Raw genomic sequence first — 19,028 nt, forward strand, 5'->3', positions numbered from 1 at the left:
TTCACATTATCGATTTGCACCTCAAAAGAATTTATGGAAACGGAGTTTGGTATGAGCCTGAAATTCGGAACAAGTGGCCTTCGCGGCCTCTCCGTCGATCTGAAGGGACAAGCCTCCGCCATTTATGCCACGGCATTTGCAAGGCACCTTCTCACATCGGGTCAGGCAAAAATGGGTGATCCCATTCTCATCGGCCGCGATTTTCGCGATTCGAGCCCGGATGTTTCAGCCACCTGCATCGCCGCTCTGAAAAAAGCCGGCCTCACCCCGCTTGACTGCGGCACCGTGCCGACACCTGCCCTGGCGCTTTACGGCCTGTCGCTGAAGGCGGGCGCGCTGATGATCACCGGCTCGCATATCCCGGCCGACCGCAACGGCATCAAATTCTACCGCCCGGACGGCGAAATCGACAAGCAGGACGAGACCGCGATTGCAGCCCTTGCGGCCGAAATCGAGGAGGAAGGCATGGACGCCGAGACGGCGACGGCCGAAGACCATTCCGCCATCACCGCCGAACTCTTTTACGAACGCAACGTCGCGCTGCTGCCGGAACAAGCGCTTTCCGGCCTCAGGATCGGCGTCTATCAGCACAGCACGGTGGCGCGCGATCTCTTCGTCGACGTCCTCGCCCATTATGGCGCAGAGGTCGTGCCGCTCGGCCGCTCCGAGACCTTCATCCCGGTCGATACCGAGGCCGTCTCGCCGGAAACGCTGGCCCTTCTCAAAAAATGGTCGCCGGAACACGGCCTCGACGCCGTCGTTTCCGCTGATGGCGACGGCGACCGCCCATTGCTTGCAGATGAAAACGGCGTGCCGCTGCGCGGCGATCTGATCGGCCTGATCACGGCCAATTTTCTGGATGCCGGCGTGGTCGTCACCCCCGTCACCTCCAATTCCGGCATCGAGGCCAATGGCACATTCGAGGTCATTCGCACCAGGGTCGGCTCACCCTTCGTCATTGCCGGCATGGCAGGGGCACTCGCCGAAGGAAAGAACGGCGTCATGGGYTTCGAGGCCAATGGCGGCCTGCTGACGGCCTCCGCCTTCACGCTCAACGGCAGGCCGCTCTTACCGCTGCCGACGCGAGACAGCTTCCTGCCGGTTCTCGCCGTRCTGCTGCTTTCGGCCGAACGGAAAAAGCCGCTGTCRCAGATCGCCGCCGCCTATAACCTGCCGGTCGCCGCCGCCGACCGTCTGGAGAATTTCGCYCAGGAAAAGAGCGCCGCCCTGATGGCGCATCTTCGCGCCTCCCGCGGCAATCTCGAAGACTTCCTCGCCCCGGTCGGCACGGTCAAGGCGACGAGCGACATTGATGGCCTGCGCGTGGCACTGACCGACGGTAGCACCATCCATTTCCGCCCTTCCGGCAACGCCCCGGAAATGCGCTGCTACGTCGAGGCCGCCAACCAGGACGAGGCCGAAACGCTGCTCAATAAGGGGCTCGAGCTTATCCGGAATTTTGGGTGAGTGTGGATGCCGTATACGCGATGGTCTAAGCTGCACGCATGAAGAGAACAGACACAATCAGGAATTCAAGCGTCACGCTCATGCGGTGAAAAGCATGGGCGTGACGCACACAATAGCCTCTTCCGCTGCTCCGGGATGATATCGAACAATCCGTGGTATGAATATTCTGATGACCAGACGCCGGGTCGGATCGGTTCTGACTTCATAATGTCGCCAATGATATCGCATTGAGTACCTCCACATCGCATCTTTCATCATTCCGGCCTTGAGCCGGAATCCAGCTGACGTACGTCTGTCCGGCGAGAGAGTCTTTTCAGCGCAAGGACTTGGGATCGCTGGATGTCGTAACAGGTACAGAGGAAGAAGCGTGTGGTAAAAGGTAGGCCTCGCGATGATCAAATCTTAAAATACGCATACTGTAGCCTGCCGCATGAAATCCTCCGACATGCGTTGGATTCCATCATCATCCATGACATGTTTTGCGAGATATGAGAGGAATCTTTCCGCCTGCTGGAGCCAATATGAAGCGTCCAACCATCACCGATGTCGCAAAAGCCGCCGGCGTCAGCGTCGCCACTGTCGACCGGGTGCTGAACGGCCGCCTGCCGGTGCGGGAGGAGACCGCGCGGCGGGTGTTCGAGGCGGCGGAGAAGATCGGTTTTCACGCCACCAACATCATTCGTCAGCGCATGCTGGCCGATATGCCTTCCTATAGTCTCGGCATCATCCTGCGCAAGGAACGGCATGCCTTTTATCAGACCTTCGCTGACGAGCTGGAGCTTGCGGCGCGCAACATCCGGGATCGGCACCTTAGCCTGCGCATTGAATTCGCCCAGTCTGGTGAACCGGGCGAGCTGGCAGCGCTGCTGACCGGCATGAAGGGCCGCGTGCAGGCAGTGGCCGCTACGGGGCCGGATCATCACGATGTCACGGCCGCTGTCGAGGTGTTGAAGGCCAAGGGTATTCCCACTTTTTCGCTGCTTTCCGATTTTGCCCAGGGTGTGCGGGAAGCCTATCTCGGCGCCAACAACATGAAGGTCGGGCGCACGGCGGCATGGATGATCTCCCGGCTGGCGCGCGGTAAAGGCAAGGTGCTTCTTCTCCTCGGCGGCCACCGTTTCCATGGTCATTCCCTGCGCGAAACCGGGTTTCGAAGTTACATGCGCGAATATGCGCCGGAATTCGAGGTAATGGATGCGCTGATTACGCTGGAAACACGCCGGCTGACCTATGAGCTTGTCATGGATACCATCGCCAAGCACCGGGATCTGGTCGGCATCTATTGCGTCGGCGGCGGCATGGAGGGGGTGATCGAGGCGTTGCAGCAGGAAAACCAGCAGGAAAATATCGTCTGTCTGGTGAATGAACTCACCCCCGAATCCCGTCAGGCGCTCCTGGAACGGCGCATCAGCGGCGTCTTCCAGACCCCGCTGCGCGAACTCTGCGCCGATCTTCTGACCACCATGGTTCACACCATCGAACACGGCATGGCGGAAACGCCGGGACAGCGTTTCGTGCCCGCTCATCTGTGGGTTCCTGAGAGCCTATGATGGTTTGATGGATTCCATCATGAATCCTGTGCCTGTTTCTATCATGCTTGATGGTTTTGTCTGCTGCTGACGCGTTGACGCCGCGACCGGACTAGGAAATCTTGGCCGCCTGTGGAGCGGGCAGGAGGCCGACCTTCACGACATTAGATTATTTCAGGGTTGCTTGACGCCGCGGATTTTCCTTCGCGGCGAATGGGCAGCTTTTGCCGGAAAGCCATGACAGCGCGAAATGCGCGAGATGGTTTGACCGGTTCTTTTCAAGGGTTTTGGAGGAGAACGACATGAAAAGACATTTTGCAATTGCAGCTTTCGCCGCCATGCTGGCGACGGGCGCGTCGGCTGAGACCGTCGGGGTTTCGATGGCGCTGTTCGACGATAATTTCCTGACTGTGCTGCGCAACGGCATGATCGATTATTCCAAGGGCATGAACGGCGTTTCGCTGCAGGTCGAGGATGCGCAGAACGATGTCGGCAAGCAGCTGAGCCAGGTACAGAATTTCGTCGCTGCCGGCGTCGATGCCATCATCGTCAATCCGGTCGATACCGACGCGACCGTAGCGCTTTCACAGGCCGCCGCCGCCGCCGGCATTCCGCTCGTTTACGTCAACCGCCAGCCGGTCAATCTCGACAGCCTGCCGGACAAACAGGCCTTTGTCGCCTCCGATGAAAAACAATCGGGCACCCTGCAGACGCAGGAAGTCTGCCGGCTTTTGAAGGAAGCGGGCAAGACGGAAGCCAAGGCGGTGGTGATGATGGGCGAGCTTTCCAACCAGGCCGCCCGCATGCGCACGCAAGATATCAAGGATGTCGTCGCCACGCCCGAATGCAGCTTCATCAAGCTTGTCGAGGAACAATCCGCCAACTGGTCGCGCACGCAGGGCTCGGACCTGATGACCAACTGGCTTTCAGCCAGCGTTGAGTTCGATGCGGTCATTTCCAACAATGACGAGATGGCCATTGGCGCTATTCAGTCGCTGAAGGCGGCCGGCCGGTCGATGGACAGCGTCATCATCGCCGGCATCGACGCCACGCAGGACGCGCTTGCCGCCATGGCGGCGGGTGATCTGGATGTGAGCGTTTTCCAGAACGCCGCTGGCCAGGGCAAGGGTGCGCTGGATGCGGCGCTGAAACTCGCCAAGGGCGATGCGGTGGACAAGAAGGTCTTCGTACCCTTCGAACTCGTCACGCCTGACAACCTCAAGAACTATCAGGCCAAGAATTGAGCCATGGCCTTGCCCAGGCGGCTTCTCCGCTCCCGGGGAGTGCCGTCGGGCAGGCCGAACGCGCCGGAGCCGGCAGGATGGCCGGCTCCGGCGACACGAAATGATTGAACCAGCGGCGATTTCCGCGGGAGGAAACCTTGAAAAAACTATTGATGGCGACGGCACTCTGCATCTTCGCGACACCGGCCCTTGCCGAGACCCGTATCGCGGTGTCTATGACGTCTTTCGACAATCCGTTTCTGACGATCCTGCTTAACGGCATCAGGGCAGAGGCCGGGCGCGATAAAAACATCGAGCTTCTGGTCGAGGATGCCCAGCTTGATCCGTCGAAGCAGCCTAATCAGGTGCAGAATTTCATCGCCAATGGTGTTGATGCAATCATCGTCAATGCGGTTGATGGCGATGCCACTGCCGCAATCACCAAGGCCGCGTCAGCCGCGAAAATTCCGCTCGTTTATGTCAACCATCCGCCGGCCGAGCTGGAAACCGGCCTGCCTGATGGAACGGCCTTTGTCGGTTCCAACGAACTCGATTCCGGCACCATGGAAGCTGAAGCCGCCTGCAAGCTGATGGGCGGCAAGGGCAAGGCCGTCATCCTGATGGGGCCATTGGAAAACCATGCGGCGCTGGTGCGCACTAAGGATGTTGAAACGGTGTTTTCCAAACCGGACTGCAAGATCGACATCCTCGAAAAGCAGACGGCGAACTGGAGCCGCACGCAGGCGCAGGACCTCGTTTCATCCTGGCTGACGGCGGGTATCCAGTTCGATGCCGTCATCGCCAACAATGATGAAATGGCGATCGGCGCAGCACAGGCGCTCAAAGCGGCGGGCGTTTCCATGAAGGATATCGTCGTTGCCGGCATCGACGCCACGCCGGACGGTCTTGCCGCCATGCAGGTCGGCGATCTCGATATCACCGTTTACCAGAATGCGACGAAGCAGGGCGAGGTCTCCGTCCAGACGGCGGTAAAGGCCGCTGCCGGGCAAAGCATCGAAAAGACGCTCTGGGTGCCTTTCGAACTCGTCACTCCGGAAAACATGTCCGTCTGCGCGAAATAGCCGGGGCTTTGGCCCCGGTCCGCTTATCTCCACTGGAAACAGCCATGAAACATACGCTCGATCCCCACATGTTCCGGCACCTCTCCCTGGCCGAAACCTGCCGCAAGGTCGCAGACCTCGGTTACGATTACGTCGAACTTTCGCCGCGCCCGGATTTCCTCTCCTGGTGGACGAGGCCCAAGGTCTATCCCGAACGCGTCGCCGAATTCAAAAAGGCGCTGAAGGACCATGGCGTCGGTCTCGCCACGCTGCAGCCGATGTATCGCTGGGCAAGCCCCTATCCGGACGAATGGGAGGTGGCGATCGACAACTGGAAACGCGCCATCGAGATTGCCGTCGAGATGGAATGCCCGCTATTCGTTTCGGAATTCGGCCGTGGCGGCTCGCCGGATCGCAGCCTCAACGACCGTTCCGGCCTGCATCGCCCGGAAACCTGCGAGGCGCAGTTCTTCCGCGCCATGGATATTCTGGTGCCGATCCTCGAGCGGGAAGGGCTGGTGCTGTCGCTGGAGGCGCATCCCGAAGACTGGATCGAGGAGATCGCCCCGGCCATCGACATCATCAAGACCATCAATTCCAAGGCGGTAAAGGCCTCCTTCATCGCACCGCATACGTTCTTTTACGGGCCGGACATGGTGGCGAATCTGCGCGCGACCGAGGGCCATCTGGTACATGTGCGCCTTGCCGATACCTACGACCACAACAAGTCGTCGCAGCTGCGTTACATCGTTAATCCGCCCGGCTCGAAGGTGAGGGTGCATCAGCACACGGATTTCGGCCAGGGCGAGATCGACTGGGAGACCTTCTTTGAGACGCTTGCCGACATGAAATTCGATGGCGTGCTGTCGAACTGCGTCTTTGCCTGGGAAGACCGCGTCGATGACAGCGCGCGGTTCATGCTCAGCGAAACCCGGCGATACGTCGCCAAATACTGGAAATGAGGTTTTTCAGATGACTGTGAGAATTGGTGTCGTCGGCACCGGCGCAATCGGGCGTGATCACGCCCGCCGTATCAATCAAGTTCTGGGCGGCGCAAAGATCGTTGCGCTCAGCGACGTCAACCGCGCCTCGGCCGAGGCGGTTAAAAACGACATCGCCCCGGATGCCGTCGTGTTCGCCACCGGTGAAGAGTTGATCGCATCGCCTGACGTGGATGCCGTGCTCGTCACGTCATGGGGCGCAACCCATGAACAATATGTGCTGGCGGCCATTGCCGCCGGCAAGCCGTGCTTCTGCGAAAAACCGCTGGCGACAACGGCCGAAGGCGCAAGACGCATTGTCGATGCGGAGGTGGCGCATGGCAAACGGCTGGTTCAGGTGGGCTTCATGCGCCGTTATGATGCCGGTTACGTGGCGCTGAAACAGGCCGTGGATAACAGGATCGGCGCGCCGATCATGGTGCATGCCGCCCACCGCAACCCGACGGTTCCGGAGCAATATGTGACGCCCATGGCGATCCACGACACGATGATCCATGAGATCGACGTGCTGCGCTGGCTGCTCGACGATGACTATGTTTCCGCCCGTGTTCTCTTTCCCCGCTCCACTGCGCGCAGCCATACGAGACTGAAGGATCCGCAGATCGTCATTCTGGAGACGGCGAAGGGCACGATCATCGACGTCGAAATCTTCGTCAATTGCCATTACGGTTATGATATCCAGTGCCAGGTGGTGGGTGAAGACGGCATTGCCAGCCTGCCGGAACCGATGTCGGTGCAGACGCGCCTCGGCGCCAAGCTGCAGAACGATATCCTCACCGACTGGAAAGACCGCTTCATCGCCAGCTACGATGTGGAATTGCAGGATTTCATCCACGCGGCGGCGAAGGGAACGGCCTCGGGGCCCAATTCCTGGGACGGCTACGTGGCCGCCATCACCTCCGATGCCTGCGTTGCCGCGCAGGAGACGGACGGGGTGGCCGTCGCAATCGAGCTTCCCACCCGTCCTGCTCTTTACCAGTGAGGTCTTTCATGCGTTTTGCCATCAACCACATCACCGCGCCGAAGCTTTCCCTCGAGCAGTTCTTCGCCACCGCCCGCAGGCTCGGCCTCACCGAAGTCGAAATCCGCAACGACCTGCCTGATATTGTCGGCACGACGGATCCGGCGGCGGTGAAGGTGGCGGCCGAAAAGGCGGGCGTGACGATCATCTCGATCAATGCGCTTTACCCCTTCAACGTCTGGTCGGGCGACCTGCCTTTGAGGGCTGTTGCCATGGCCGATTATGCCGCGGCAAGCGGTGCGAAGGCGCTGGTAATGTGCCCGCTGAATGACGGCACGGTGGTGTCTTTTGACGATCTCGTCACGGCGCTGAAGGCCATGAAACCGATCCTCGAAGAACGCGGCCTGATCGGTTTCGTCGAACCGCTCGGCTTCCCGGTCTCGTCACTGCGCACCAAAGCCGAGGCCATCAGGGCAATCGATGCGGCTGGCGGCGGCGATGTCTACAGGCTGGTGCACGACACCTTCCACCATCACCTCGCGCGCGAGACGGCGTTCTTCCCCGAACACACCGGCCTCGTCCACATTTCCGGTGTTACCGACCTTGCGGTATCCGTGGCCGACATGCTCGACGCTCACCGTGTTCTTGTAGATGGCGGCGACCGGCTGGAGAATATCGCCCAGATCAAAACGCTGGAGGCGGCCGGTTACAAGGGGCCTTACAGCTTCGAACCCTTCGCGACGGAAGTGCATGAGTTGAAGGACCCTGCTGCTGCCGTGAAGGACAGCATCGACCATATCTCCCAGTCGCTCTGACCGCCTTGCCGCCCGCAGCTTGCTGCGGGCGGTGCTTTTGGCCAGGTGATGGCAAAAACCCAAAGAAATCAATTCCGCATTTACGGATGTTGCTGTAGTCTTCCCCAGACTAGAGAGCAGCAAACAGGCACGGGTATTCTTCAGATCGACTGCGCGGGGCAGGCTTTCTGCCCGCACTGTCCGAAGAAGAGTGGTTGAATTTCCCCTATATGAAAGCGGATAGGAAAACGACGCTTAAGGACGTAGCGCGGGAGGCGAATGTTTCGCTGAGCACGGCTTCGCACGCCATCAACGGCACCGCGCCCTTGACCACGCAGGTTCGCGAGCGGGTGCTGGAGACGGCCCGCACGCTCGGATATCTCGAAAACCGCCGGCAGAAGGCGACGATCGCCACGCTGCGTGTCGTACTTCTGGCCATGACCAATGATGCAGCACCGCAGAGCGACCTCAACATGGTCAGCTGGACGATGCTGAACGGTTTTCGGCGCGAATGCGAGCGGCGCGGCATTCGCATCGTTCCTTATGTGAGTGCAACAAGCCGGATTGATCCGGTCGCTGTGGCGGTTGCTGCCGATGCAGACAATGTCGATGGCGTCGTGGTTCTCAATGATGACAGGCAGCAGCTGGTCGAGGCGCTGTCGGCGCTCGGCCGGCCGGTGGTGCTGATCAATGGCGAAGACCCGGCGATGATCGTCGATACGGTGACGGCGGAAAACCGTTTTGGCGCGCGTCTCGGCATCGAGCATCTGCTGTCGCTCGGGCATCGCAATATTCTGCACATCACCTGGAAGGGGCGCACGACGATCCGGCGCCGTTATGATGGTTTTAGCGACGCCTTTCTGGCCGCAGGCCTTTCCGTGCCTTCCGATATGGTGGTCGAGGTGGAAAGCTATGAGCCGCAATGGGGTGAGGCCGCCATTCGCCGGCTGCTGGCCGAGGAGCGTCCGCTTCGAAACGCAACGGCGATCTTCTGCGCCGCCGACAATCTGGCGCTCGGCTGCCTGAAGGCGTTGACGGAAGCGGGTATCCGGGTGCCGGACGATGTTTCGGTGCTGGGGTTCGACGATATCATGCCGGCGGCCTTCAGCGCGCCACCGCTCAGCACTATCCAGTTGCCGGCCGACCGGCTGGGCGGTGCGGCGCTTGCGCTGCTGGAGCAGCGGCTGGTGGCAGCCGATCCGACACGTCCGGCGCATCGGCTGGAACTTGGTTGTCGGCTGGTGTTGAGGGGCAGCATCGCGCCGCCCCGCAGGTGATGTCAGGGATTACTTCATCCCCGTGCCGGCAATGCCTGTCGTGATATAGCGCTGCAGGAACAGGAACACGACGGTGACGGGTGCGAGGCTGAGGAAAGTCATGGCAAGGATATAATGCCATTGCACCGAGAACTCGCCCTGGAAGGCATTGAGGCCCACCTGGAGCGTGAAGTTTTCACGGCTGCTGAGAACGATCAGCGGCCAGAGGAAGTCGTTCCAGCGCCAAAGCACCGAGAAGATGGCGAGAACCGCAAGCGCCGGGGCCGTCAGCGGCAGGATGATGCGCCAGAAGATGCGGAATTCGCTGGCGGCATCGACGCGCGCCGCCTCGATCAGCTCGTCGGGGATGGTCAGCATATATTGCCTGAGCAGGAACACGCCCGTCGGTGTTGCGACGGTGGGGATGATGACGCCCCAGAGATTGTCAACGAGGCCGACGCCGACGATGACGAGATAGGCCGGCACCATGACGACGGTGAGCGGGATCATTAGCGTCGAGATGATCAGCACGAAGATCGCCTTCTCGCCGCGGAAGCGGTATTTGGAGAGCGCAAAGGCCGCCATGGCGTTGACGATCAGCGTCAGAACCGTCGCGACGAAGGTGACGAAGACCGAGTTCTTGAGGAAGGTGAGGAAGCTGAACTGCGTCAGGGGATCGGTAAAATTCTCCGTCGCGATGGTCAGCTTCTGAACCGGCGTTATTTCGCGTGTGTCGACGCTGACGGGCGGGCCGGGATTGGCCGGATCGACCATCTGGGCTTTCAGGCCGACGCGGCGGACCATGGCCATTTCCCGCTCCGCGCCGTCGATTGGGGCTTTCCACAGGCTGAGCGGCTTGTCGTAACCCTGAACCTCCACCTGCACGGCGGCGCGCGGCAGAAGGCTCGGCGGAAACCTTGTGATCTCGGCTTCCGGTTTCAGCGATGACATGGCGGCCCAGACGACCGGGATGAGGACCGCGAGCGTGCCGCCGATGAGCCAGACCCAGGAGAGGATATCGGTGAGGCCGATCCGGCCCGGGCGGCGGGTGCGTGTGAGGAAAGAGACGGCGTTGGACATGGTCAGGACTCCATCTTTTTGCCGAGGCGCAGCTGCACGAGGGTGAGTGCGAGAAGCACAAGGCCCATGAGAACCGATGCAGCGGACGCAAGGCCGAACAGCCTCAGATCACTGCCAAAGGCCATCTGGTAGATATATTGCACGACGAAGGTATTGGCCGTTCCCGGTCCGCCGCCATTGGTCAGAACCCAAGCTTCATCAAATATTTGCACGGATCGGATCATCAACAGGATGAGCACGACGAGCAGGTTGGGGCCGAGAAGCGGCAGGGTGATGCGCAAAAGCGTGCGCCGGGGCGAGGCGGCATCGATGGCGGCGGCTTCATAGAGATCCTTCGGGATGGCCTGAAGGCCGGCCAGCAGGATCAGCGTATAAAAGCCCATATGGAACCAGACCGAAACGACGACCACGAAGAAACGCGACCAACCGACATCCAGCAGGAAGATTTCTGGCGGCACGCCCAGCATCTGGAAAAAGGCGTTGAGCAGGCCATTGCGGTCAAGGAACCATTTCCAGATGAGGCCGATGACGACGGGAGACAGCAGCACGGGGTAAAAGAACATGGCACGGAAGAAACCGCGCGCGGCGATCGCCCGGTTGAGGATGAGCGCCGTGATGAGCGCGACCAGCAACGTGGCAATGACATTGAAGGCGACAAACCAAAGCGTGTTCCAGATCGCCGTCCAGAACAGCGATTCACGGCAGCTTCCGGGGTCCATATAGCTCTGGCAATCCAGCAGCTTGCCGAAATTCTCCAGGCCGACAAAGGGACGGTCAGAGATTAGAAGTTCGGTGCCGCCGGTAAAGGCGTAACCGACGGCAATCGCAATCGGCAAAAAGGTGAAGATGCCGAAGAGAACGAGGTTCGGCATCAGGAAGATATAGGGCATGCGCCTTTTGCCGATCAGCCGCTCGATGAAGTTGAGCGGCACTTCGGCAATCGCCATCACGGCGTCGAGCGCGCGGTCGGACAGTCTCGCAAGCGTCGGATTGGCCATGCTAACCCCTCCCTTCGCTCGCGACGCGCGGCAGCGCCAGTTCGGTGGCGGGATCGAAGACATGCACCTTTTCCCGTGCCGGCATGATCTTCAGCACCGAGCCGGAAGCGGGCGCGAAATGGCCCGCCTGATGCACGATAATCTGCTCTTTCTCACCCTGAAGGTTGCCGTAGAGATAGGTCTCGGTGCCAAGGCTTTCGTGATATTGCACCTCGAAGGGCAGGCCGGCATCCGCGATGGTGAAATGCGTGGGGCGGATGCCCGCGAGAACCGCCTGTCCGGGACTGACGGTTGTCGGATCGACGAGGCAGGGGAGTGACACGCCGTAGCCGGCGTCGATGGCGATGGTGCCGTCTTCCCCCTTGGTGATGGTGCCCTTCAGCATGTTCATGCGCGGCGAACCGAGGAAACCGGCAACAAAGAGGTTGCGCGGATTGTCGAAAAGCTCAAGCGGGCTGCCCACCTGCTCGATGCGCCCGGCGCGCAGCACGACGATCTTGTCGGCCATGGTCATGGCTTCCACCTGGTCGTGGGTGACATAGATCATCGTCGTCTTGATATCACGGTGCAACCGCGTGATTTCGGCGCGGGTCTGCACGCGCAGTGCGGCATCGAGGTTCGACAGCGGCTCGTCGAACAGGAAGATATCAGGCTCGCGCACGATGGCACGGCCGATGGCGACACGCTGGCGCTGGCCGCCGGAAAGCTGTTTCGGCTTGCGGTCGAGATAGGGCTCGATAGCGAGCATGCGCGCCGCCTCATTGATGCGGCTTTCGATTTCCGCCCGCTTGAAGCGCAGGTTTTCCAGACCGAAAGCAAGATTCTTGCGCACACTCATATGCGGATAAAGCGCATAGGACTGGAAGACCATGGCGATCTTGCGCTCGGCCGGCGACAGCGCGCTGACATCGCGCCCGCCAATGCCGATGGTGCCGGAGGAGACGTCCTCGAGCCCCGCGATGATGCGCAGCAGGGTGGATTTTCCGCAGCCCGAAGGGCCAACGAAAACGACGAACTCCCCATCCTCGATCTCAAGATCGATATCATGCAGCACATGAACGGCGCCGAATGCCTTGTTGAGGTTTTCTAGCTTCAGACTTCCCATTACCTGCTCCCTTCGGGCAAGCTCGTCGTCGCGACGATCTCTTCGATATTCCAGCCCTCCGGCAAGGGCGTCACTCTTTTGATGGCGACATCATGCGCCGAAAAACCGTGAACGCCCGAAAGAAAGATCGCGGGCATGCCACCGGGATAATCCTCCATGCCGACGATCCGGCCCTCAGCATCCTGCGTCCACGCATTGGCGCGGCCGGCGGCATCGGCGCTTGGCGCTATATCGGCATTGGTGGGGCGCAGGTCATATTGCAGGCCGGTGCCGAGCTTGCCGGGCTGCTGCGCAAGCGTGATGCGTTCCAGCCTGACATTGTGAATGCCGGCCGCCGAGGTGGAGACGAGGTTGATCGCTCCCTCCATGGAGCCGCCCAGATGTTCCACCACGAGGTTTTCCACCCGGCCGGCCTGTCGTTCGGGGCGACGGTCGACGACGGTGACAGTGACCGCTTCGCCGGAGCCCCAGAAACCGCCCGGAGTTTCATGGCATTCGGTCTCGATCCGCGAAAAGCGGATGTTGCGCATGGCGCCGCCATCGCGGGAGAAAAGACCCATGCCGCGGTTGGACTGTACGACCTTGCAATCCTCGAACACCACATTGGTGAAATCGCCGAAGGATTCGGTGCCGAGTTTCAGCGCGCAGCTCATGCTGGAAACGGTGCAGCGGCGCACGGTGATATCGGCGCAGACCCCCACGGCCTTGCCATCCGGCCCGGCGCTGGTTTTGAGGCAGATGCCGTCATCGGCAGTCGAGATAAAGCAGTCCTCGATCAAGGCGCGCCGGCAGGCGTCGAGCACGATGCCGTCCGTATTCGGCAGGCGGCGGTCGTTTTCGATGCGCAGGTTGCGGAAATGGAGGTCTTCGCAATCGACCATATGCAGCGTCCACATGGGGGAGCCGCTGACGTTCAGGTTTTCAAGACGCACGTTGCGGCAGGCTTCCAGCACCATCACCCGCGGGCGTTTTTTCGCCGGGATATAGGTGCCCATGGCCGTGTCATCGCCGATGATGAAGTTTTCACCGCCGGCCTCGATGCGGCCGGGACCCGTGACGGCGATATTGCTTGCGCCTCTTGCAATGATCATGCCGCGATCGGAATCTTCGGCAATCACCGAAACCCGGGTGAGCGCATAAGCGTCGTAATCGGAAACGGGAGCAAGCACGGCATTTTCGGCAAGGTGCAGTTCCACGCCGCTCTTGAGACGGAGGCCGGTGCTGACATGGCGCCCGGCCGAGAGAGACACGCGCCCGCCGCCTGCTGATGACACGGCATCGATAGCCTGCTGGATGGTCGCCGTGGCATCAAGGCTACCTGCCGCGACTGTGATGTCCTGATTGATGTTCATGATGTTCACGATGCCTTTGGCCTTTTCAGAAAAACGTCGATCAGAAGCAGCATCGTCAGCGCCTGCCCATAGGGCGTGGGCAGATTGGGAATGCGGCGGTAGAAATCGAGATCGTGGCCCATCGGCGTACCATCGGAAACCCCGTGGACGACGCCTTCGTTATCGATATTGCCAAGCACGGCCTTCAGTGCGCGCTCCGCATGCGGTCGGTTCTCCTCGCCGAGAATGCCGGCCTCGATGCCGCGCAGAATGCCATAGGCGATGCCGGCCGTTGCCGATGTCTCGACCGGCGAGGTCGGGTCATCGAGCAGCGTATGGAACATGCCGTCTTCGCGCTGATATCTCCTCAGCGACCGCACCTGGCTTGAAAGCACATTGGCGAGGAAACGTTTGTCCTTTCCGGCAAGTGTCGGTACCAGCTCGAAAAGCTCGGGAATGGCGACGGTGATCCAGGAATTGCCGCGAGCCCAGAAGGCGTCCGCGAAATTGTGGCGGCCGTTGAAGGTCCAGCCGTGATACCAGAGCCCGGTGATCGGGTCGGAGAGATACCGCGCATGGACCATGAACTGGTAGACCGCCTCATCGATCCAGTCCTGGCGTTTGCAGACCACACCGGCGCGGGCAAGGAACAGACAAGCCATGAACAGCGTGTCGTCCCATAATTCACCCTCGTTCAGCCGCTCCTTGACGACATGCTGGAAGCCGCCATCCTCGGTTTTCGGCAATTCATTCACCAGCCAGTCGGCCCAGTCTTCCACCAGCGCCCGGAAATCCGGCCGGTCGACATGTTCCGTCAGGATGACGAGCGGCAGCATCGGCGCGGAGCTGTTGATCTGGCGCGGTGGCAGGCCACGGTCGATCTGCCAGCCATACCATGTCACGAGGTCGTCCAATGCCTTCTGGTCATTGGCGGCGAGCGCACGGCGCAGGAAGCCATAAAGGCCCACACCCACTTCCCAATCCCATTCGTCGAACTGGATCTTGCCGTCGGAACTGCCGCTGACCAGACCTTCCTGAATGCCCTTGAGGCGGCTGAAGGCGGCGGCGACATTGTCGATGGTCGTCCGGAGAGTGTCTTTTTCCATGCTTGGCTGGTTCATCTGGTCATTCCGCTTAGGAGTAAAAGGGGCGTGCCGCGCCATCCGAGGTGGGATCGGCGCTATCGAAGGTGATTTTCGGTTGCGGTTGGTCATGGTCAAAGGCCATGGCCTGTCCGCCGATGGTGAAGCTGCCGTCCCAGGTGAGCGTTAGGTCTGGCCCGCCGGATGGTGTGACTGTGAGCAGCCGGTTTTCGACATCGAAGGTGACCTGAGTGGCGAGAATTTTCTCGCGGAAGCGGGCGAAGGCCTCCTCATCGCCACTGCCGATGACACCGATCCAGCCGGCGCGACGGCCAGGCGATCTGATTTCGCGGTTGGCGGTGGCGCCAGCGGTGACGGGTTCAAGCCCGTTTGTCGCATATAGGGCGGCAAACCCGCGGCCCGAACGGGTGATGAGCCAGTTACCGTCCATCACCACCTCGTCCAGCCCGTCGCGGCCGAGATAGGCATGGGTCCAGTCATTGCGGTGATCCCCGGTGTCAAAGATCAGCATTGCAATATCGCGGTGCTGCGCCACGCGGGGCAGGATGCCGCTGCCGGCCCAGTAGGAGGGGCGCTGCGTGCCCCATGGATCGTCTTCGCCGGGGTGATTGACCCAGAGCCGCGCCATCGGGTGGCCGGCAAGCTTGATGTCCATGACATGCTGCTGGTGACCGCCGCGACCGGTCTTGTGATCGACAACGGTGGAAAGCTGGGCGGCCTCGTTCTTGAACAGCACGAGCTTGCCGGGCTCCAGCCCCTGCGCATACCGCGCCTCCACCATGCGGCCGCTTGTCAGCTGGGAAAGGGCGGCAAGGTGTGCCGGCGGCAGGTAACCACCGCAGCAGAACATCGGTAGCGAGGCAACGCCATTGTTGAGCCAGCCTTTGCCGAAGGCAACCTCGGCAAAGGGCGCCAGCTCCGTTAGCGGCCCGGCGCGCAACTCCTTGTCATAGGCTCGCCCCTGGGAACCGGAAGGGACGCCGCCGAGTGTATGCAGCGCGATCATTTTGAAAATGAGATCAAGCTGGTGGCGCGCGCGGGCGGCAAGTTCCGGCCCTGCCCAGTGTTCGATGGCCAGCAGGCCGATGAAATCCACGGGGTAATAGGCGGCCGAATTCCACTCCGCGAGGCCATGCGCCTCGACGCTGTCGAACCAGCGCTCCAGCCGGTCCGCTGCCAGCGCCGCCTGCTCGCGTCCGGTGCGGCCAGAGGCGGTGAAGGTGGCATCCGGCAGATAGTCACCGGCGAGCAGCTGGCTGGTATGGAAGCAGAGGACATGGTTCTCGCTCCAGAACCACATGACGTCATTGCCCGGCTCGTCCACCCAGTAGCGATAACCGAGGATCGAAGCGTTGATGCGTGCCCGCATATCCGCCGGCAGCCGGTCACCATAGGCGTGCACCAGCCAGAGTAGTGGGATCATGATGAAATCAGAGCAATCTTCGCGCCGGTCGATGGAATGCAGCGTGGCATCAACGATGCCGCCGATCGTCTTGATGTCATCGCTGCCGGTGGCGACCATCGCCAGCGCGCGGCCGATGCGCCAGGCGCCGAAGCGGGCACTGAAGGATAGGGTCACCTTCTTCCGCTCGTTGATATCGTTAGAGGATGCTTCCGGCGCGATATCGCGCATGAAGGCGGCATCGATGAGACGGGTGACGGTGCCGGCTCCCGATCCGAGGGTTATCCTGACGCCATGATACCCGTCGGCAATGCCAAGCGTCTCGGGGATCGTCAGCGAGGATTGCCCGGCCTTCAGCACGGTCTCGACATCGGCGAGTGCGGCGCGCTCATGGCCATGGCTTTTGACAGCGATATGCACCGGCAGGTCGTGCGCGGGCGCTGCGCCGAAGACAAGCTCGAGCGCGCTGCCGGAAAACACATCGCGGGCAGGGTGCACGTCACGCACCAGCGCGGCCAGACGCTTCGTCTCCTCCCGGTCGAGAGGGACCGGCAGCACGACGGTCAGCGGCACGGCATCGATGACCTCAAGCTCGAAGAACCAGATGATGTCGCGCTCCGCCAGGTCCTCGCAGAGCAGCAGCACCTCATTGTCGCCCGCCGCAAGCGATAGCGTAACATCGCGGCTGCTTTCGACATTCCGGATGAAGGGTTCGAAGCGCAGCTGTTCGACGCCGTTTACCCAGATGCGAACGCCGCCGCAGGTACGAAGCCGCAGATGAGCCTGCCTTGCCACGTCGCTGCGGAACGTGCCCTTCAGCCAGCGCTGCACATGGGTGGGAACATGCCAGAAGCCGGTGAATTCAACGCGGCGGTTGGAACCGGGCAGGTTGAGATGCGATACCGGCCAGTCCGTGTCGGGCTCAATGTCGCGGCCGATCATGGTCTGCTGGAAGGCCTTGCGGCAGGGCAGGTCGCCGACATCGACGAAACCGTTGATGAAGCGGTAATTGACCCGATCCTCTGCCGGTGCCGGCGTGCCCGGAAACGATGTCTCCACCAGATCCGAGACGATCCATGCCGTCACCGTCTCGCCGTTGCCGACACTGTAGGTCGGCTGCGAGGCGCTTGCCGCTAATGCTGCATCCGTCATATGGATCGCCTCCCGTCGATCTATAATGAAATTATTTTCACTAACCGACCTTCGCTTTTTCACGTCGATTTGTGCGATTTACACAAAACAAACAGCTTGACGTTTATTCTGTCAAGTCGCAAAACATTATAAATCGAATTTGGCAGAGGAGCTCTTGTTCGGTTTATGAAAATGTTTTCATTGGGAGGATGAGCATGATGAAATTGTTTTCGGGGGTCAGCGCCCTTGTATTTGCCTCCGTCGCCGGTCTTTCTGCCGCCCAGGCCGAGACCCGCACGATCACCTTTCTTTTTACGGATGACGACCAGGGCTACGTGCAGCGCATGGCCGCGCTCAGCAAGGAGTTCGAGGCAGCCAATCCGGACGTGAAGATCAACTTCGTATCGTCGGGTTATGATGCGGTTTCCAAGCAGCTGCCGGTGCAGCTGGCAGTGGGCGAGGGCCCTGATATCGCCAAGATCACCGACTGGCAGCTGGCGCCCTATTACCTCGACATGCGGCCTTACATGAAGGATGCGGAAGCCTTTGCGAAGCTGCACGGTTCCAGCCTCGACCAGCTTCGCCTGCCCAATATCAACGATCCGAAGTCGATCAACGGTTATATGGCGTCGCAGACGCTCAACCTGCCCTTCGTCAACAAGACGCTGTTTGAACAGGCGGGTGAACCCTTGCCCGGCCCGACCGCAAAATTCAGCGAGATCGTCGAGGCATCCGCCCGTGTCGCCAAGGCGACGGGTGTGCAGATCCCCTTCACCATGGACCGTTCCGGCCACCGTTTCTCCGGCGGCGCCTTCTCTTATGGCTCGACCTATGTGAAGGACGGTAAGTTCAGCTTCCCTGACGATGCGGCGAAGAAATATATCGCCGATATCTATTCATGGACGCAGAATGGCAGCTTCCCCAAGGAAATGTGGGGTGCTGCCGGCGGCTCGCAATACAAGAACATGGGTGACGAGTTCGTCAACGGCAATGTCGTGACGTATCTCGCCGGCAACTGGATGGTCAATCCGTTCCAGAACAAGATCGGCGACACCTTCGAATGGACCGCGATCAATGCGCCCTGCGGCGATACCGGTTGCTACGCCATGCCCGGCGGCACGGCGATCGTCGGTTTCAAGCGCACCAAATATCCGGAAGACGTGGCCCACTTCATCGAATTTCTCGGCTCCGAGAAGGTGCAGCGGGAAATCGCTGAAAACTACGTCATCCTGACGGGTGCGGAAATCGCCAATCCGCAATACAAGCTGAAGAGCGAAAACGCCAAGGCGGCGATGCAGGTCTTCCTCGACAACAAGAAGAACGTGCCGCAGGCCGCCCGCGAATTCGAGCGCGCCAAGGGCGGCAGCGCCATGTACCAGCAGATCGTGCAGCGCATGAGCCAGCTGATCGTCGGCGAACTGACGCTCGACCAGACCTACAAGGTTCTGGAAGAAGATATCGCCAAGATCAACGAGGCAGTCGCGGTCAAGAAATAATCGGCATTTATCCGGCTTTGCCGCAAGGCGAAGCCATTGAAGACCATGCCCGGAGTCTCCCTCCGGGCATATTCATCCCCTCCTTGCAGG

At 60.7% G+C, this 19,028-nt stretch carries 15 protein-coding genes; 9 read left to right on the plus strand and 6 right to left on the minus strand.

Annotation, left to right across the window (positions count from 1 at the left end; genetic code table 11):
• The first annotated feature begins 51 nt into the window (after positions 1 to 51).
• From uppO to QD336_RS23065, 8 genes are all read left to right on the plus strand, one after another.
• Positions 52 to 1,467, plus strand: a complete 1,416-nt coding sequence (gene uppO, locus QD336_RS23030) for a polysaccharide biosynthesis phosphomannomutase UppO (RefSeq protein WP_499172286.1) — start codon at positions 52 to 54, stop codon at positions 1,465 to 1,467.
• 521 nt (positions 1,468 to 1,988) lie between these two features.
• A complete protein-coding gene (locus QD336_RS23035; protein WP_499172287.1) occupies positions 1,989 to 3,017 on the plus strand; it encodes a LacI family DNA-binding transcriptional regulator in 1,029 nt (342 codons plus the stop codon).
• 281 nt (positions 3,018 to 3,298) lie between these two features.
• Positions 3,299 to 4,240 (plus strand): sugar ABC transporter substrate-binding protein, encoded by a 942-nt coding sequence (locus QD336_RS23040; protein WP_499172288.1) that lies wholly within the window; start codon positions 3,299 to 3,301, stop codon positions 4,238 to 4,240.
• Between the two features lie 137 nt (positions 4,241 to 4,377).
• A complete protein-coding gene (locus QD336_RS23045) occupies positions 4,378 to 5,301 on the plus strand; it encodes a substrate-binding domain-containing protein (protein ID WP_499172289.1) in 924 nt (307 codons plus the stop codon).
• A 44-nt stretch (positions 5,302 to 5,345) separates the two neighbouring features.
• Positions 5,346 to 6,242 carry a sugar phosphate isomerase/epimerase family protein gene (locus tag QD336_RS23050; protein WP_499172290.1) on the plus strand — a complete coding sequence of 299 codons (897 nt, stop codon included), beginning with the start codon at positions 5,346 to 5,348 and terminating at the stop codon, positions 6,240 to 6,242.
• A 10-nt stretch (positions 6,243 to 6,252) separates the two neighbouring features.
• Positions 6,253 to 7,263, plus strand: coding sequence for a Gfo/Idh/MocA family protein (locus QD336_RS23055; protein ID WP_499172291.1), 1,011 nt, complete (start codon positions 6,253 to 6,255; stop codon positions 7,261 to 7,263).
• A gap of 8 nt (positions 7,264 to 7,271) precedes the next feature.
• Positions 7,272 to 8,057: a TIM barrel protein gene (locus QD336_RS23060; RefSeq protein ID WP_499172292.1), complete on the plus strand. Its 786-nt coding sequence runs from the start codon at positions 7,272 to 7,274 to the stop codon at positions 8,055 to 8,057.
• Between the two features lie 209 nt (positions 8,058 to 8,266).
• Complete coding sequence (locus tag QD336_RS23065) at positions 8,267 to 9,313, plus strand: LacI family DNA-binding transcriptional regulator (RefSeq protein ID WP_499172293.1); 1,047 nt, start codon at positions 8,267 to 8,269, stop codon at positions 9,311 to 9,313.
• A 9-nt stretch (positions 9,314 to 9,322) separates the two neighbouring features.
• Here the strand turns inward: QD336_RS23065 and QD336_RS23070 are convergent, their stop codons facing one another.
• Genes QD336_RS23070 through QD336_RS23095 form a run of 6 tightly spaced genes read right to left on the minus strand, consistent with a single transcriptional unit; the run spans position 9,323 to position 17,463 of the window.
• On the minus strand, positions 9,323 to 10,372 hold the full coding sequence (locus QD336_RS23070; protein ID WP_499172294.1) for a carbohydrate ABC transporter permease: 1,050 nt from the start codon (positions 10,370 to 10,372) through the stop codon (positions 9,323 to 9,325).
• Between the two features lie 2 nt (positions 10,373 to 10,374).
• Entirely contained in the window at positions 10,375 to 11,370 is a 996-nt protein-coding gene (locus QD336_RS23075; protein ID WP_499172295.1) for a carbohydrate ABC transporter permease, read from the minus strand.
• A 1-nt stretch (position 11,371) separates the two neighbouring features.
• Positions 11,372 to 12,475 (minus strand): ABC transporter ATP-binding protein, encoded by a 1,104-nt coding sequence (locus QD336_RS23080; protein ID WP_499172297.1) that lies wholly within the window; start codon positions 12,473 to 12,475, stop codon positions 11,372 to 11,374.
• Positions 12,475 to 13,827 (minus strand): polygalacturonase PglB, encoded by a 1,353-nt coding sequence (gene pglB, locus QD336_RS23085; protein ID WP_499172299.1) that lies wholly within the window; start codon positions 13,825 to 13,827, stop codon positions 12,475 to 12,477. The genes QD336_RS23080 and pglB overlap by 1 nt, the downstream gene beginning before the upstream one ends.
• Positions 13,828 to 13,832: 5 nt before the next feature.
• A complete protein-coding gene (bglB, locus tag QD336_RS23090) occupies positions 13,833 to 14,927 on the minus strand; it encodes a beta-galactosidase BglB (RefSeq protein WP_499172300.1) in 1,095 nt (364 codons plus the stop codon).
• 13 nt (positions 14,928 to 14,940) lie between these two features.
• On the minus strand, positions 14,941 to 17,463 hold the full coding sequence (locus QD336_RS23095) for a hypothetical protein (protein ID WP_499172301.1): 2,523 nt from the start codon (positions 17,461 to 17,463) through the stop codon (positions 14,941 to 14,943).
• Positions 17,464 to 17,657: 194 nt separating this feature from the next.
• Between QD336_RS23095 and QD336_RS23100 the strand changes: the two genes are divergently transcribed.
• Entirely contained in the window at positions 17,658 to 18,938 is a 1,281-nt protein-coding gene (locus tag QD336_RS23100; protein WP_499172302.1) for an ABC transporter substrate-binding protein, read from the plus strand.
• Positions 18,939 to 19,028: the final 90 nt, after the last annotated feature.

The sequence above is a fragment of the Rhizobium sp. BR 250 genome, assembly GCF_047445855.1.
GTDB lineage: Bacteria > Pseudomonadota > Alphaproteobacteria > Rhizobiales > Rhizobiaceae > Agrobacterium > Agrobacterium tumefaciens_I.

Bases quoted from the DNA above. Each gene is read 5' to 3' on its own strand.
- QD336_RS23035 (WP_499172287.1), top strand. From the start codon at position 1,989: ATGAAGCGTCCAACCATCACCGATGTCGCAAAAGCCGCCGGCGTCAGC.
- QD336_RS23040 (WP_499172288.1), top strand. From the start codon at position 3,299: ATGAAAAGACATTTTGCAATTGCAGCTTTCGCCGCCATGCTGGCGACG.
- QD336_RS23050 (WP_499172290.1), top strand. From the start codon at position 5,346: ATGAAACATACGCTCGATCCCCACATGTTCCGGCACCTCTCCCTGGCC.
- QD336_RS23055 (WP_499172291.1), top strand. From the start codon at position 6,253: ATGACTGTGAGAATTGGTGTCGTCGGCACCGGCGCAATCGGGCGTGAT.
- QD336_RS23060 (WP_499172292.1), top strand. From the start codon at position 7,272: ATGCGTTTTGCCATCAACCACATCACCGCGCCGAAGCTTTCCCTCGAG.
- QD336_RS23065 (WP_499172293.1), top strand. From the start codon at position 8,267: ATGAAAGCGGATAGGAAAACGACGCTTAAGGACGTAGCGCGGGAGGCG.
- QD336_RS23070 (WP_499172294.1), bottom strand. From the start codon at position 10,372: ATGTCCAACGCCGTCTCTTTCCTCACACGCACCCGCCGCCCGGGCCGG.
- QD336_RS23075 (WP_499172295.1), bottom strand. From the start codon at position 11,370: ATGGCCAATCCGACGCTTGCGAGACTGTCCGACCGCGCGCTCGACGCC.
- QD336_RS23080 (WP_499172297.1), bottom strand. From the start codon at position 12,475: ATGGGAAGTCTGAAGCTAGAAAACCTCAACAAGGCATTCGGCGCCGTT.
- pglB (WP_499172299.1), bottom strand. From the start codon at position 13,827: ATGAACATCAATCAGGACATCACAGTCGCGGCAGGTAGCCTTGATGCC.
- bglB (WP_499172300.1), bottom strand. From the start codon at position 14,927: ATGAACCAGCCAAGCATGGAAAAAGACACTCTCCGGACGACCATCGAC.
- QD336_RS23095 (WP_499172301.1), bottom strand. From the start codon at position 17,463: ATGACGGATGCAGCATTAGCGGCAAGCGCCTCGCAGCCGACCTACAGT.
- QD336_RS23100 (WP_499172302.1), top strand. From the start codon at position 17,658: ATGATGAAATTGTTTTCGGGGGTCAGCGCCCTTGTATTTGCCTCCGTC.